Below are 15,380 nucleotides of genomic sequence, written 5' to 3' on the forward strand. Positions count from 1 at the left end.
TATTTAAAAGCGTTAAAGCTTTAAAAAATATCCCAAAGATTAAAAAGAATTTCTTCTTGTCGTATTGATAGAAGGAATTTTTTTGTTTTCTAGTTCGTAATTTTAATTCAATCGTACTCCAATATTTGAACGTGTTTATATAAGCTCTGTTATTGATATTTCTGTCTTAACTCATCTTTTTCTTGATCTGATAAAAATGCGATTTTTAGGCCATTTTCTTGAGCTGTATAAATTTGCTCAGGGCTTAAACCAGCTAATGGGGCAGCAGTTAAATATTCATGTTGTATCTCAATGCCTTCTACCGCAGGGTCATCTGTATTAATAGTGGCAAGCACACCATGTTCTAAAAATGTCTTTAATGGATGTTCTGCTAAAGACGGTACTGTGTTGGTTTGAATGTTTGAAGTGAGGCAAGATTCAATACCAATCTCATGTTTAGCCAAATAATCTAAAAGTTTTAAATCTTGAACTGCTTTAACACCATGTCCAATTCGTTCAGCACCTAATTCTTCAATAGCTTGCCAAATACTTTCTGGGCCGGCAGCTTCGCCTGCATGTACCGTAATGTGCCAACCTGCATCACGCGCTTTTTTAAAGTGATCAATAAATAAATTGCCCGGAAAACCAAGCTCATCTCCAGCAAGATCTAACGCTTTGATATTATTTTTATGGGCAAGTAGGGCATTTAATTCTTTTTCGCAGGCTTCTTGGCCAAAAGTACGGCTCATAATGCCAATTAAATTCGCTTTTACTCCGTAAGCTTGACTGCCTTCTTTTACACCCGCAATAACCGCTTCAACAACGCCTTCAAGAGGGAGTTGATGTGTCATGCCCATATAACCTGGTGAAAAACGTAGTTCTACATAGTCTAGGCCTTGTTGTGCTGCATCTTGCATATTTTCAAATGCAATACGTTTGCAGGCATCTAAACTCGCTAATACTTTTACGCCCCAATCCAGCTTCGATAAAAAACTTAATAAGTCAGGTTGGTTATCCATCACTTGTACGTGTGGTCGTAAAGATTCAATGTCGTAAGCAGGTAAATCTAAATTGTATTGTTGGCCCAATTCTAAAATGGTTTGAATACGGATGTTGCCATCAAGATGACGGTGTATATCTGTAAGCGGGAGCGTTTTTGTAATCATAGATTTCTTCTTATCTGTTCGTATCAATTCATCATGCCTGTTTAGGACTGCTGATAAAAGTTTGGATTTGCTATGTTTTTGTGAAAAGCGTTGAGTTGAGTTTTTTGAACTTACTATATTTGTATCAGTTTTAATTTTGATGACATTGTTCTGGCCTAAGAAGATAACGCAGTCTGTGTAAGATACAAGCATCAAGATTTTTACTGTTTTTAACTTCGCTGAGCCTGTTTTGTTGACTCTTCAATAGTGGATTGGCTGAAGAATGGTCATTGGTATTTTGCCTTTTAGTTGTAAAGATGAATAAAGGCTTGCTAAAGACCAAACTGATAAAGCGATTAATTTATCTGTAGAAATCTATTTCTAGCAAGTAAATGAAAAAGAAGAAATAGGAAGCGCTCAAATGAAGTCGGTACTTTGTCATCAAGCAAAATTACAAGTGGTGGACCAACCGAAATTAACACCTGCAAAAGGACAGGTGTTATTAGAAGTGGTGCGATGTGGGATTTGTGGCTCTGATTTACATATGCAGCACCATTGTGACCACATGCATGATTTGGCTGCACGTGTCGGGTTTAATGGTTTAGCGAAGTCCACAGACCCGTTTGTACTAGGACATGAGTTTTGTGGCAAGGTTTTAGACTACGGCCCAAAAACACGTCATAAATTCAAAGCCGATACACTTGTTTGTGCAATGCCACTTTTAAATGTAGATCAGCATGGTTATTTGTCTACAGGACTTTCACCAAATGCTTCGGGTGGCTATGCCGAGCAAGTATTGGCTCAATCGAGCTTGATGTTTGAAGTACGTAATGGCTTAGATGCAGATAGTGCTGCCATGACTGAACCTATGGCTGTTGCATTGCATGCCGTTCGCCGTAGCCGTGTGAAAACCAGTGAACCTGCGATTGTAATTGGCTGCGGACCTGTTGGGCTAGGTGTCATTTTAATGCTTAAAGCAGCTGGGGTTAAAACTGTGGTTGCCAGCGACTTTTCACCAAACCGCCGTAAGCTTGCCGAGCAATGTGGTGCAGATATTGTGGTAGACCCCAAAGAGACATCGCCATTTGCCAACTGGAAAGAGTTTGGTTTACTTGGCAATGTTTCGGATGCTATTAACATGGGCATGGGGCTGTTTGATAAGTTACAAGCGACACGCTTACCTTGGTGGCATGGATGGCGCATGATTGATAAATTGGGTGCTCTGCCAAAACGTCCTGTTATTTTTGAATGTGTCGGCGTACCGGGTGTCTTGCAGCAGATTATTGAAGGTGCACCTTTATTTTCCCGAATTGTCGGAGTGGGCGTGTGCATGCAAAGTGATAAAATAGAACCAGCACTTGCGATTAATAAAGAGTTAGAAATTCAGTTCGTATTGGGTTATACACCGCTTGAGTTTCGAGATGCGCTACACATGATTGCAGAAGGTAAAGTGAACTGCTCACCGCTCATTACAGGTGTTGTTGGTTTAGAGGGTGTTACCAGTGCATTTGAAGCATTACGTGACCCTGAACAGCACGCCAAAATCTTGATTGACCCTAAACGTAGCGGTTCAGATATTCAATTGATGAGTCATTAATTCAAAGTCATTTATGCTCAATTAAAAAGGTTGTGATCTTATCAAACACAATCTTTTTTTATGCGTGTAGATCGCACAAAGTGGCTCAGCTAATTTGTATTGCTCTTTAGTTGTTCTAGTTCTTGGTAAATCCATTCAACAAATTTCTGAATGGTCGGTGATACATCTTGGCTTGAGTGAATGAGATAGTACTTTCGGCTGCCTTTTAGTTTTTTATTGGAAACAATCACTAGTTCTTTTTTTTGTAGTTCAGACTCAATCAACATTTGTGGAATTAGAGCCATTCCCATGTCATGACTCGCGGCAACCGCAAGCATTGAAAATAACTCATGGCGTTGACCATCAAAGGGTTTCGGGTGCTGCATGTGATGAGTCAGAAACCATTCTTGCCAAATGCTAGGTCGAGTAGTTTGTTGCAGTAGGGGAATTTTTAGCAAATCTTCAGAGCTTAGATCATAGGTATTTTCATTGATCCTCACTGCATCTGGAAAATACTTTTCGATCAGTCTTGGTGAGCATACAGGTACAATTTCTTCATCCATTAAATAATGCGCTTGTATGCCGGGCCAGTGGTCAATTTGCTGTTGCGTACCTGCAAAAATTGCAGCGTCAAAAATATTATCGTTAAATAAAAAAGGTTTAGTACTAGTTTCTAAGTGAACCGTAATTTCAGGGTGTTTTTGATTTAAAAGATGGAGCTTGGGTAACAGCCAGCGCGTTGCAAAGGTCGGCACCACGCCTAACTTTAATGTTCCACCTAAACCTTTATGAGAAATCACATCAGCCGTACATTTCTCTAAACCCAATAAATAAGGCTTAATACTTTTAAAATATTGTTGGCCTGCAATGGTGAGTTCAACGCCATGCCGAGTACGTATAAAGAGTTCAATGCCTAAGAAATCTTCTAGCTGTTGAATTTGGCGCGAGACTGCACTTTGGGTAATGCATAACTCTTGCGCAGCATAGGTATAACTTAAATGTTTTGCTGCACTTTCAAAGCAAATCAGGCCCTGAATGGACGGGATACTTCTTCGCATAAATAAATCCTTTTATTTGTCGTCATATTTCAAAACAGCATATGACCTAAATGCAGATATCAAAGTTTAGTATAAAAATAAGCCATTTTTAATGAAATACAATGAATTAAATATCTAAATTTAAACCTTCTTATTTTAAATATGCGTAAGTCGCATATCTGCATGAACATTTATCGTTTGATTACTGCATTTTTCACGCATAACATCGAGTTAAATAAAGAAGATCAAATCAAGCAGAGGATGCGATGAATCACATGGTGACAACAAAAAAAGCAAAAGTTCAATTTAACTGGCAAGACCCATTTTTAATTGAGCAACAGCTTACCGAAGATGAGCGCATGATTCGTGATGCGGCTCATGCCTATTGCCAAGAACGCTTGCAACCCCGTGTACTTGAACAATTCCGTCATGAAACAACAGATCCATCTATTTTCCGTGAAATGGGAGAGCTCGGCTTACTGGGTCCAACCATCCCTGAGCAATACGGCGGTGCGGGTTTGAACTATGTGAGTTATGGTTTGGTTGCACGTGAAATTGAATATGTCGACTCGGGCTACCGCTCTATGGCGAGCGTGCAAAGCTCATTGGTCATGGTTCCGATTCATGAGTTTGGTACCGAAGAACAAAAGCAGAAGTACTTACCTAAACTTGCCACTGGTGAATATATTGGTTGTTTTGGTTTGACCGAGCCAGACCATGGCTCAGACCCGGGCAGTATGATTACACGTGCTAAAAAAGTTGACGGTGGTTATCGTTTAAGTGGCGCAAAAATGTGGATTACCAACAGTCCAATTGCCGATGTATTTGTAGTCTGGGCAAAAGAGGTTTCTGCTGAAGGTAATGTCGGTGAAATTCGCGGCTTTATTTTAGAAAAGGGCTGGGAAGGTTTATCTGCGCCAGCAATTCATGGCAAGGTCGGTTTACGTGCCTCGATTACGGGTGAAATTGTAATGGATAACGTATTTGTACCTGAAGAAAATGCATTCCCTGAAATTCGCGGTTTAAAAGGCCCATTTACCTGTTTGAACAGCGCTCGTTATGGTATTGCATGGGGTGCAATGGGGGCTGCCGAGTTCTGCTGGCATACTGCACATCAATACACCATGGACCGCAAACAATTTGGTCGTCCCTTGGCTGCAAATCAGTTGATTCAAAAGAAACTGGCAGATATGCAAACTGAAATTGCTTTGGGTTTGCAAGTGGCTTTACGTTTTGGTCGTATGAAAGATGAAGGCATTGCATCAGTTGAGGGTACATCCCTAATTAAGCGTAATAACTGTGGAAAGGCGCTTGATATTGCTCGCATGGCGCGTGACATGATGGGTGGAAACGGTATTAGTGACGAGTTTGGTGTGGCACGCCATTTGGTCAATCTTGAAGTTGTGAATACCTACGAGGGTACACATGACGTTCATGCCTTGATTTTAGGTCGTGCACAAACAGGTATCGCGGCATTTAGTAACTAACTCATTAATTTTTTAAAAGATAGAGGTGTTCTTTCGAGAGCACCTTTAGGGATTTTTACGCAAAAATTTATGGATAATGACAAGATTCATCGTAAGGATACTCATGTAAAGATACGCCTCTGTGTACTTAAAACTAAATATAAGATGATGAAAATATAGAAGATTAAGTCATACAGAAAACATAAGTAGGCTACCGATGACTCATTTGGGAAAATGAGGAACTAAAGATGAACAATGACGTTCAAGTAATATCGAAAGAGTTAAGAACTACATTTCCAAGTAACCTTGGAACATATGAAAAGATTGGCCCTCATACATGGAAATGGGCATTGTTATTTGCCTATTTTGCGATGGTGGTCGATGGCATTGATATTATGCTGCTGTCTTATAGCTTGACCAGCTTAAAGGCAGAGTTTGGTTTAAGTACCTTTCAGGCAGGTGCCTTAGGTAGTGCTTCTTTAGCAGGCATGGGTATTGGCGGTATTTTGGGTGGTTGGGCATGTGACAAATTTGGCCGTGTAAGAACCATTGCTAACTCGGTAACTTTCTTTTCGGTGGCGACTTGCTTATTGGGCTTTACGCAAAGCTTCGAGCAATTTATGGCCTTACGTTTTATTGGTGCTTTAGGAATCGGAGCACTGTATATGGCCTGTAATACCTTAATGGCTGAATATGTGCCGACCACTTACCGTACAACGGTTTTGGGCACATTACAGACGGGGCAAACGGTGGGTTATATTGCAGCGACACTCTTAGCTGGCGCGATTATTCCAGATCATGGCTGGCGTGTTTTATTCTTCCTGACTGTAGTACCTGCTTTCGTTAATATTTTCCTGCAACGCTTTGTGCCAGAGCCAAAATCTTGGCAGCTCACCAAAATTGAAAGCTTGCAAGGCAACAGACAACCTAAAGAAATAGTCGTGGCTGAAAAGCCGAAAAGTAACAGTATCTACAAACAAATTTTTAATAACTTTAAGCACCGTAAGATGTTTCTGTTGTGGATGACCACAGCATTCTTCTTGCAGTTTGGCTATTACGGCATTAACAACTGGATGCCAAGTTATTTAGAAACAGAAGTGCATATGAACTTTAAAAACTTAACCAGTTATATGGTGGGTTCATATACAGCAATGATTCTAGGCAAAATTTTAGCGGGTTATCTTGCAGACAAATTTAACCGCCGTGCTGTTTTTGTGTTTGGAACAATTGCGAGTGCCGTGTTTTTACCAATCATTATTTTCTTTAATACCCCTGACAATATTTTGTATTTATTAATCACTTTTGGCTTTTTATATGGCATTCCATACGGTGTGAACGCGACTTATATGGCTGAAAGTTTTTCAACCGATGTACGCGGAACAGCCATTGGAGGTGCTTATAACATTGGTCGTGTTGGGGCTGCGATTGCACCAGCCACCATTGGTTTCTTGGCATCGGGTGGGACGTTTACCATGGCCTTTATTGTGATGGGTGCTGCGTATTTTGTTGCGGGTGTATTGCCGGGCTTATTTATTAAAGATCGTCAGTACGATCCGCAAAAACAATCATAAACAATGACAAGAAGGTGCGTTGAGCACCTTCTAAAAAGATAAGGGTATCATTATGGGTGCATTACAAGGAATTCGAGTTTTAGATTTAAGTCGTGTGCTTGCAGGGCCTTGGTGCGGACAGATCTTGGCAGACCTTGGCGCGGAAGTCATTAAAATTGAACGTCCTCGGGTCGGTGATGACACCCGTATGTGGGGCCCACCATGGATGCCCGATCAAGATGGAAACATGACCCGTGAATCTGGTTATTTTCAGTGTACCAACCGCAATAAATATTCGGTTGCGGTGGACATTACCACACCAGAAGGTCAAGCCTTAATTTATGAAATTGCCAAGACTGCCGACGTGGTAATTGAAAACTATAAGACAGGGTCTTTGGCTAAATATGGTTTGGACTATGCATCATTAAGTAAGCTGAACCCGAACATTGTGTATTGCTCGATTACTGGGTTTGGGCAAGATGGCCCACGTGCAGAAGAACCCGGCTATGATTTTATTATTCAAGGCATGTCAGGTTTGATGAGCATTACTGGCGAGCCTGATGATGTGGCTGGCGGTGGTGCGCAAAAGGTTGGCGTGGCTGTGGTTGATATTCAAACTGGGTTGTATTCAACCATTGCCATTCAAGCCGCATTGATTGCGCGCTCGCACACAGGCCGCGGTCAGTATATTGATATGTCACTCCTTGATGTACAGGTCGCGGCTTTGGCAAATCAGGGAATGAACTATTTAGCTTCGGGTAAAGCCCCGCAGCGCATGGGTAATCAACACCCAAGCATTGTGCCGTATCAAACTTTTAAGGCTAAAGATAAAGAGTTTATTATTGCTTGCGGTAACGACAAACAATTTAAAGATTTGTGTGTTGCGATTGGTTATCCAGAGTTACTCGAAAATGAAAAGTTTGTGTGTAATCAAGATCGCGTAAAATATCGAGATGAACTGATTCCTCTATTGTCCGAACACTTTTTGCAAAAAACTGCTAAGGAATGGGTCGAGATGATTCATGCGCTTAAAGTGCCAGTAGGTGTTATCAACTCTATTGAAGATGCTTTGGCTGAATCACAAATCGTCCACCGTAATTTGGTGGTCAATATTCCTCATCGTTTAAATGAAAACTTTCAAACCATTGGTTCACCAATCAAACTCTCTGATACTCCAGTTGAATACCATCATGCACCACCAGAGCTCGGTGAACATACCGCTCAAATCTTATCGAGATTTAAAACAGCAGAAGAGCTAGCTGCGTTAAAAGAGAAAGGCATTATTGATGGAAAAATTGCTTAAGCTATTGTCGTTTTTAATGTGATTCAATTTAAATAAAAACTGTGATTTGCAATAAATCACAGTTTTTTATTAGAAACTAAGCGTTTTAATATTTAAAAATAAGCGGCAGCTCTGGTCTGAAATCATGAATCATTCCTTGAGGTTCATGATCAAAACTAATTTCCATTAAATGCTCCGATCCATCAGTCACTTCAAAATTATCAAGCGTATTGAACAGTAACGAAGTAGGGTGCTCTTCAAGGTTTGGAATAGAAACCTTAATCGCGGTGATTTCTGATAAATCTTTGCTATGCACAAGGGGTTGTTGTTTTTCTTTTGCAGCAAGGTCTGGTCGTGAAGCAAATGAAAGGAAGAACCACATCGGTTCAGATACCACAGAATCTTTGGCAACATTTACTTCTAAGCTGGCTGGTAAATAGCTTGGCTTGTACACCCAATGAGGAAATTTTGCGCCGTTATCTTCTTTATTTTTAGGGCGAAAACAAATACCAAAAGGGGACGCGATATTATTTTGGGTACTTAGTCGCTCAAAAAGCAGAGTCGGTTTTGTGAGATCACTTGAGGCTTCTTCGGGGTTATTTAAAAAGATTAATTCGATAAAGCTATTTTTAAAGAAAAAGCGTCTGTTTTCTGTACCTTGACCCGGATGCTTATTGGATGAACCTTCTGTTAGACCGAATTTTTTTAAAGTTTCAGCTTCGGGAGCGCCTGATTGTACACAAATAAAAATATGGTCCACTTCCATTTTAAGTTCTCATACTAATGTTGATGAATATTAAATAATTGATTAATAGAATTTTTCATGTTTATCGCAAGTGTTTCATCGAAACCATCGACTAAAAAGCGGCTAATTAAGCCTTCAATCACCGTATAGATCAGTTCAGATAAAGCTTCACCATTCGGTACATTGCAATTTTCCGCAATCAATACTTTAATCCATTGTTTATGAGCTTTAGAAATAGAAATAATGTCTTGATCATCTTGGTTAGATTCAGCGACTGCTCTTACAAATAAACAGCCTTTAAAAAAATCTTGTCTAAACCAATTGGTGTGCCAATCCAGAATTTTATTGATGGCTTCTAATCCTGTTGCATCTCCAACATAACCTAAAAGGCTTTGCTTAAACCGTTCATCACGTGCAACGAGTACAGACTTAACCAGTTGATTTTTATTTTTATAGTACGTGTACATGGTGGTTTTAGAGCAGCCAGATTCATCGCGAATCAGGTCAACGCCAACCCCGACAAAACTATTTTCATTAAATAACTTCTCGGCTGTATCTAATATTTTTAAGGCAGATTTTGACATGTGTCTTTTCCAAAAAATAAAATAGTACAGATCTGTACTATTTGAAATTTTATCTATATGCTTTTTAAAAAGCAAATTTTTGTTTGAGGAAAAAAACCATGTTCTCGATCTTTTATGGCAAAGAAAAACTGGCTCCATCGCCTACTAAAATTGATGTTTTAAGAAGCCTTGTTGGGGGTACGCTCAGTATTTTTATACTTCTGTGGTTGAGTAAGCTCACACATAATATTTTTATCATGGCGCCGTTTGGTGCGACCTGTGTATTGCTCTATACCGTGTCGCAGTCACCTTTGGCGCAGCCGAGAAATATTATATTTGGACATCTTATTTCGGCTTTTGTGGGTTTGTTTTTTCTAAAATTTGTCGGTGTTTCTATTTTTACAATTGCGTTATCAGTAGGTTGTGCAATTGCGCTCATGCAAGTGTTTAAATGCGTTCATCCACCTGCTGGGGCCAATCCTTTGGTTATCTTACTTACCGCAAGCAGCATACATTATGAGTGGAGTTTCTTAATTTTCCCTGTTTTGGTCGGTGCAGTGTCTTTAGTTTTGGTTGCGATGCTGATTAATAATATTAAAGCGAGTACCAAGTGGCCAATGTATGGCTTGGGAATTTTAAATAGTAAAAAATAGGCAAGGTATGAAGTATTTTGAGCTTAAAATAATGAAAGTATTCACTACGCCAAGATAGTGAATACTTTTGAATGAAATTATGATTTCTTAGAAATGCGTTCTTCGATGGCAAATTTGAGTAAAGAAGCACTGCGGTAAAAACCGTGTGCGAACTTTCCAAATGGCATGGTAATAAAGAAGGTCATAACCGTGGCTAAATGGAAAATCAGTAAAAGTGCCATGTAAGGAGTATTGCGAAATGCCATAAGAACTAAGCCTGAAGCACTGACTAAAATTAAAAGGAAAATAAAGCCTCGATCTACAGGTTTCTGCTCGCGGTCACCATGTAATGGATGACGTTTAAGGTTTAAATAAAGCAAGCCAGATGGTCCAATTACTAAGCCAAACCCACCCAACGTACCTAAAATAACAGGCAAGCTAAAGATAGGGTAAGGCGCATGCAGGTTAAGGAAATAGTGATATAAAGTCGCTACACCTGTGGCTGCAAAGCAGAGCATAAAACCATAAAACGTCAGGTGATGGAACACGCGGCGGATTTGTGTGTAACGATCATCTTGTTCATTACAGCCTTTGCCATGTCCACCGTCTAAATATTTAAGTGTTAATACATTTTGAGAGGCTTGAATAAGGTCTGGTTTCTCAACTTTGCCGTGAATAACTTTAGACGTCTGTCGCCAGAATTTACTAATTCCAATACCGAGTAAAACAATCGCAACTGTAAAGGTCGCTCCAAATAGTAGAGCTAGAAAGTTATGCGGGAAAATCGCATAGAAATTACCTTGATAGCCTGCAAATAGGTCGGTGCCCTTGTACCACACCACAGCTAACATGCATAAGAAGAAAATAACTGATAACGCCGAAACAAAAGGAATCCCGACAGACTTATAAAGTCGACCTAAAGGTTGAGGCGTCGCAAACTCTTGGTAAGTTTCCAAACGTACTTGTGCCATCGCTTTTGGAATGTTTACACCAAACTCATGCGGCGGGGCATATTGGCAAGCGTGTAAACATGCACCACAGTTATGGCACAGGTTTGCGAGGTAATGAATATCGGCTTGATTAAACTCAAGACGCTTGGTCATCGCCGCAAATACAGCACAAAACGACTCACAGTAACGACAAGCATTACAAATCTGTAGCGCTCTTTGAACTTCCTGCTCATGGTCAGAGAGCTGAACAACTGGAATTAGGGCTTTAGTACTAGCATTCATGTTCAACTCCTTGTGAAAGTGCATAGTGGGCTGCATTTTTTCCGGCAATGCGTCCAAAGGTTGTGCCAATCGACATACCAACGCCTGCGGTATAACCCTGACCGAGTACGTTACCTGCCATCATTTCACCTGCGACAAACAGGTTGCGGCTTGGCTTATTGTTAAAACGTACCGCGGCATCATCTTCGACTTTTAAGCCTAAATAGGTAAAGGTAATGCCGGGTTTAAGCGCATAGGCATAGAACGGTGGGCGATCAAGAGGAACTGCCCAGTGGGTCTTGTTGGGAACAATATTTTTGGTGGTGCAGTCATCTAAAACCGTATGGTTAAAGGTGCCTTGCACACAAGCTTGGTTAAATTCTTCTACGGTGTGACAGAAGGTTTTTGCATCTAGCCCGATTTTTTCTGCTAACTCTTGAATGCTATTTGCTTTTACACCTGTAAACACAGGTGGCATAAAGCGACCAATGGCTTTTGAGTCAATAATCGAATAGGCAATTTGCTGCGGTTGTTTGGCAACAAGGCGGCCCCAAATCGCATAACGTTTTGGCCAGAAGTCTTCGCCTTCATCGTAAAAACGTTCGGCTTTGTTATTGACCACAATTCCCAGTGAAACGCAGTCAATACGGGTGCAGATGCCGCCGTCATATAACGGTGCTCTTGCATCTACAGCGACGCAATGCGATTGTGATGGGTCACCAATAATATCGGCGCCTTGATCTATCATAAATTTGAGTAAGTTGCCTTGATTAAAGCGGGTTCCGCGAATAATGAAATTATCGGCAGGCCACTCGCCGTTTTCATTTTGTCCCCATGCTTCTCTTAGCCATTCCAAATTTGACTCAAAACCACCTGCGGCCAATACACAGCTTTTCGCTTTAAATACACGGCCATCTTCCGCAATTGCAGCTTCAAAATGTCCTTGGTTTAACTTTAGATCTTTAATTTTTGTGTTGTATAAAATCTCAATGCCAAGCTCTTGAGCACTTCGGTAATACGCATTAATGAGGGCTTTACCGCCACCCATAAAAAAGGCATTGGTACGTGCAACATGCAAAGCACCCGATAGCGGTGGCTGAAAATTCACGCCATGTTTACGCATCCAATCACGACAGGTCGCCGTGCTACGAATGACCAGACGAGCTAAGTGCTCATTGGTTTTGCCCGCAGTCACTTTAAGTAGGTCTTGCCAATATTCTTCTTCAGGGTAGGCATCGACCAATACATCTTGAGGAGCATCATGCATGCAGCGAAGGTTACGAGTGTGTTGTGAGTTACCACCACGCCATTCTTTAGGTGCTGCTTCTATTACAAGCACAGACGCGCCACTTTCTTTTGCCGTGAGCGCGGCACACAGTGCGGCATTCCCACCACCAATTACAATCACATCATGCATGGATTTCTCCCTTTCTCAGCTAAGGCTAATGTAGCTTTAAAAGGGAAGGTGAAGTGAGAGGCTAAGCTTGAATGGGTGTTTAGTAAAAATAAACACTAAAGGCTTAAGTGTTTATGAGTTTCGCACCGGGCCAACGCTTTTCATTAATCAGATTGGTCACACAAGCACGAATCACTACTTTCGTAGCTAAGGTGGCAGGCGAGAGTTCTTCTTCAGACAGACTAATCAAATAGTTAATGCGTTCAATGGCAGGTTCTACAATGCGCAGTAAACATAGGTCTTGCCTTGAGTTTAATGAGGCACCCGCAGGTTGAATGGTCGCCATTTCGAGTTGGCTAATACTTTCCATTAACAAGTGCAGTCCATCAATTTCATAGGCCACTTTAAGCTGATGAATTTTCTGTTCGAGCAACAAGCGCAATCCATGTCGTTGGCTCGGTAAAATCAGCGGAAGTTCTTTAAGCTGTGAATGGGTAATCGTTTGAGTGTCTATGCAACTTTCAAGATGGTATTGACTCAGCACTTCTTTAGGCGATATTAAAAACATCTGTTCTTTGACTAAAGGTTGTATGGCCCACTGTGGGTCGACATCGTCACTAAAGATGATGGCAACATCGAGCTGCCTTGCATTAACTAAGGCCTTGAGGTCACCCGATAAGCCTTCAATTAAACGGACTTTAATGTCGGGATAACGGTTTCTCATGAGTTTTAAAAAGTGGGTGCCAATAACCGACGCGACACTTGGCGAAAAACCGACGGTGACATGACCACTTAAACGTGAAGAGTGTGCAGAGTCTACGGCATGGTCTAAGTGCCTAAGCGCCAGTTGAACTTGTTGAAAAAAAGCTAAACCCGCAGGGGTGGGAACCGTACCCAGAGCAGTACGTTGTAAAAGGCGAATAGAAAGCTCGCTTTCTAATTTTGATATTTGCTGACTTAATGCAGAAGTTCCAATATCGAGATTTTTTGCAGCTTTACCCAAGCTTCCTGTCTCGATCACCGCAATAAAATACTTTAATTGTTTGAGTTCCACGGCAAATACTACATTGTCCTTTATTGGTTATTCTACACTGGTTTATTGCTATGCATTTTGTTCTATTACGCTGAGTAAACTACTAACAGAGTAAAGGCAACATCACCTCAAGACGTTGCCTTTTAGAGCTTTTATTGTTTAACCTGCTCAAGACCCTGTTCTTCAATAATTTGTGTTGCTTGTGGTGACTTCACAAATTTGATGAGTTCTTTTGCGACTTTTTCATGTTCAGAGTTTTTACCAATGCCCGCTGCAAATACAGTGACTTTCTGGTAAGGCGCAGGAATTGGACCGACTAAATCAACTTGACCATATTGGCCAGTAAAAGGTTTGATTTCACTAATTTGCTGGAAACCAATATCAAACTGACCTTCAGCAATACGTTTTGCAACGCGGTCACCGACCACTTTTTCTGCTTTACCCGAAATCACTTTGTACTCGACAGGTGGGAAGCTTGGGAAAACATCTTTTTCAAGATGTGTACCGCTCGCACTTGCTGAATAACCAATGTGCTTGGCATTTAATAAAACTTTTTCGAATTTTGCCGCAGAGCTAATATCTGGCTTTGGTGCACCTTTAGGCACAGCCATTCCAATGCTTGAATTGACTAAAGCACTTTGTGAACTTGGGTCTACATAACCTTTCTCTGCAAGCTTGTTCAGTTCAGGAGCAGCCAACACCACCACATCAAAATGTTCCCCACGATCGAGTCGATTTGGAATAGCGGTTGGCGACGCGCCCATTGATGAACCAGATGAAAGGTGAACCGTGTGACCAGTTTGCTTTTCAAATATTGGAATGAGTTTTTCCATAGATGAATAGAAACCGCCTGAGCTAATCACTTCGAGTGTATCTGCGTTAGCAAGCGTTGAGCCTAAACCTGCACCAGCTAAGCAAATGGTCATGAAGATAGGGGACTTTTTCATAGTATCTCGCTTTAATGATAGGAGAGCACAGTACGGCTGCAACATGCGCCGTACTGTTCATTAAAATTTCAGGTTAAATAGTTGTTGTTTTAAGCGCTAACCTTCGCAGGTTCAGCAATTGGGTCTGCATTCTTCTGCTTAGAACCACGGCATAAATACAAGCTTGAGATTAAGCTACATACTGCTGCTAACATCAGCCAGAATGCTGGTGTGCTTGCATTGCCTGTGTTTTCGACAAGGTACGTACAGGCCATTGGCGTCATACCACCAAAAATAGCGGCGGCAAGGCTGAACGCTAAAGAGAAGCCAACGGTACGTACACGTTTTGGCATTACTTCGGCAAGCGTTGCGACCATGGTGCCGTTGTACATACCAAAGAAGAACGAGAAGTAAGCAAGTGTAATAATCAGATTGGTAAAACTAATGTCACTCACCAACCAGCTTAAAACTGGATAAGTTGTAAAGATGGCAAGGGTTGTAATGCCGACTAAAACTGGACGACGCCCAATTTTGTCTGAAAGTAAGCCACCCATTGGTAACCAGAAGAAATTTGATAAACCCACAAATACGGTTGCTAAAAGACTATCCGTTACCGACATTTCTAGAGTACGTTTTGCATATACAGTGGTGTAAACTGTAATGAAATAGAACGTGGTTGTGGTCATAGCACTCATCATCATGCCCGCAAGTACGATGCGCCAGTTGCTCGCAAGCGTGCTGAAAATTTCTTTGGTTGATGGATGAGTTTTTTGCGCTTTAAAGTCTTCAGTTTCTTCTAACGTGCGACGGAACAAGAAGATTAAAGGAATAATCAAACA

Annotated in this window: 14 protein-coding genes; 5 read left to right on the forward strand and 9 right to left on the reverse strand. The window is 41.1% G+C overall.

Annotated elements, in window-relative coordinates; translation table 11 throughout:
• Positions 1-149: 149 nt before the first annotated feature.
• Complete coding sequence (gene add / locus UC75_RS17895; RefSeq protein WP_049838360.1) at positions 150-1,145, reverse strand: adenosine deaminase; 996 nt, start codon at positions 1,143-1,145, stop codon at positions 150-152.
• A gap of 400 nt (positions 1,146-1,545) precedes the next feature.
• On the opposite strand from add, the gene UC75_RS17900 reads away from it, so the two are divergent.
• Positions 1,546-2,721: a zinc-binding dehydrogenase gene (locus tag UC75_RS17900; protein ID WP_049838361.1), complete on the forward strand. Its 1,176-nt coding sequence runs from the start codon at positions 1,546-1,548 to the stop codon at positions 2,719-2,721.
• 89 nt (positions 2,722-2,810) lie between these two features.
• Here UC75_RS17900 and UC75_RS17905 read toward each other — a convergent pair whose 3' ends face one another.
• Positions 2,811-3,758 carry a LysR substrate-binding domain-containing protein gene (locus tag UC75_RS17905; RefSeq protein WP_049838362.1) on the reverse strand — a complete coding sequence of 316 codons (948 nt, stop codon included), beginning with the start codon at positions 3,756-3,758 and terminating at the stop codon, positions 2,811-2,813.
• A gap of 245 nt (positions 3,759-4,003) precedes the next feature.
• Between UC75_RS17905 and UC75_RS17910 the strand changes: the two genes are divergently transcribed.
• The 3 genes from UC75_RS17910 (at position 4,004) to UC75_RS17920 (ending at position 8,056) form a co-directional block, all read left to right on the forward strand.
• Positions 4,004-5,224, forward strand: coding sequence for an acyl-CoA dehydrogenase (locus UC75_RS17910; RefSeq protein WP_049838363.1), 1,221 nt, complete (start codon positions 4,004-4,006; stop codon positions 5,222-5,224).
• Positions 5,225-5,451: 227 nt separating this feature from the next.
• Complete coding sequence (locus UC75_RS17915) at positions 5,452-6,774, forward strand: MFS transporter (protein ID WP_049838364.1); 1,323 nt, start codon at positions 5,452-5,454, stop codon at positions 6,772-6,774.
• Positions 6,775-6,826: 52 nt separating this feature from the next.
• Positions 6,827-8,056 (forward strand): CaiB/BaiF CoA transferase family protein, encoded by a 1,230-nt coding sequence (locus UC75_RS17920; protein WP_049838365.1) that lies wholly within the window; start codon positions 6,827-6,829, stop codon positions 8,054-8,056.
• Positions 8,057-8,141: 85 nt separating this feature from the next.
• Here UC75_RS17920 and UC75_RS17925 read toward each other — a convergent pair whose 3' ends face one another.
• The gene (locus UC75_RS17925) at positions 8,142-8,801 is read right to left on the reverse strand and encodes a VOC family protein (RefSeq protein ID WP_049838366.1); all 660 of its coding nucleotides are present in this window, start codon (positions 8,799-8,801) and stop codon (positions 8,142-8,144) included.
• Positions 8,802-8,815: 14 nt separating this feature from the next.
• Positions 8,816-9,364: a TetR/AcrR family transcriptional regulator gene (locus UC75_RS17930; protein WP_049838367.1), complete on the reverse strand. Its 549-nt coding sequence runs from the start codon at positions 9,362-9,364 to the stop codon at positions 8,816-8,818.
• A 98-nt stretch (positions 9,365-9,462) separates the two neighbouring features.
• Here UC75_RS17930 and UC75_RS17935 point away from each other — a divergent pair, with 98 nt between their 5' ends.
• Positions 9,463-9,996 carry an HPP family protein gene (locus UC75_RS17935; RefSeq protein ID WP_049838368.1) on the forward strand — a complete coding sequence of 178 codons (534 nt, stop codon included), beginning with the start codon at positions 9,463-9,465 and terminating at the stop codon, positions 9,994-9,996.
• A gap of 77 nt (positions 9,997-10,073) precedes the next feature.
• Here the strand turns inward: UC75_RS17935 and tcuB are convergent, their stop codons facing one another.
• The 5 genes from tcuB to UC75_RS17960 all read right to left on the reverse strand — a co-directional run.
• Positions 10,074-11,207, reverse strand: coding sequence for a tricarballylate utilization 4Fe-4S protein TcuB (gene tcuB, locus UC75_RS17940; RefSeq protein ID WP_049838369.1), 1,134 nt, complete (start codon positions 11,205-11,207; stop codon positions 10,074-10,076).
• Positions 11,197-12,603 (reverse strand): FAD-dependent tricarballylate dehydrogenase TcuA, encoded by a 1,407-nt coding sequence (tcuA, locus tag UC75_RS17945; protein WP_049838370.1) that lies wholly within the window; start codon positions 12,601-12,603, stop codon positions 11,197-11,199. The genes tcuB and tcuA overlap by 11 nt, the downstream gene beginning before the upstream one ends.
• Before the next feature lie 103 nt (positions 12,604-12,706).
• The gene (locus UC75_RS17950) at positions 12,707-13,636 is read right to left on the reverse strand and encodes a LysR family transcriptional regulator (RefSeq protein ID WP_049838371.1); all 930 of its coding nucleotides are present in this window, start codon (positions 13,634-13,636) and stop codon (positions 12,707-12,709) included.
• A gap of 131 nt (positions 13,637-13,767) precedes the next feature.
• Positions 13,768-14,562 carry a substrate-binding domain-containing protein gene (locus UC75_RS17955; RefSeq protein WP_005302913.1) on the reverse strand — a complete coding sequence of 265 codons (795 nt, stop codon included), beginning with the start codon at positions 14,560-14,562 and terminating at the stop codon, positions 13,768-13,770.
• Between the two features lie 89 nt (positions 14,563-14,651).
• Positions 14,652-15,380, reverse strand: a 729-nt coding sequence (locus UC75_RS17960; protein WP_128825362.1) for an MFS transporter, incomplete at its 5' end; no start/stop codon positions are given.

The organism is Acinetobacter sp. V2 (genome assembly GCF_001188385.1).
Lineage (GTDB): Bacteria > Pseudomonadota > Gammaproteobacteria > Pseudomonadales > Moraxellaceae > Acinetobacter > Acinetobacter oleivorans.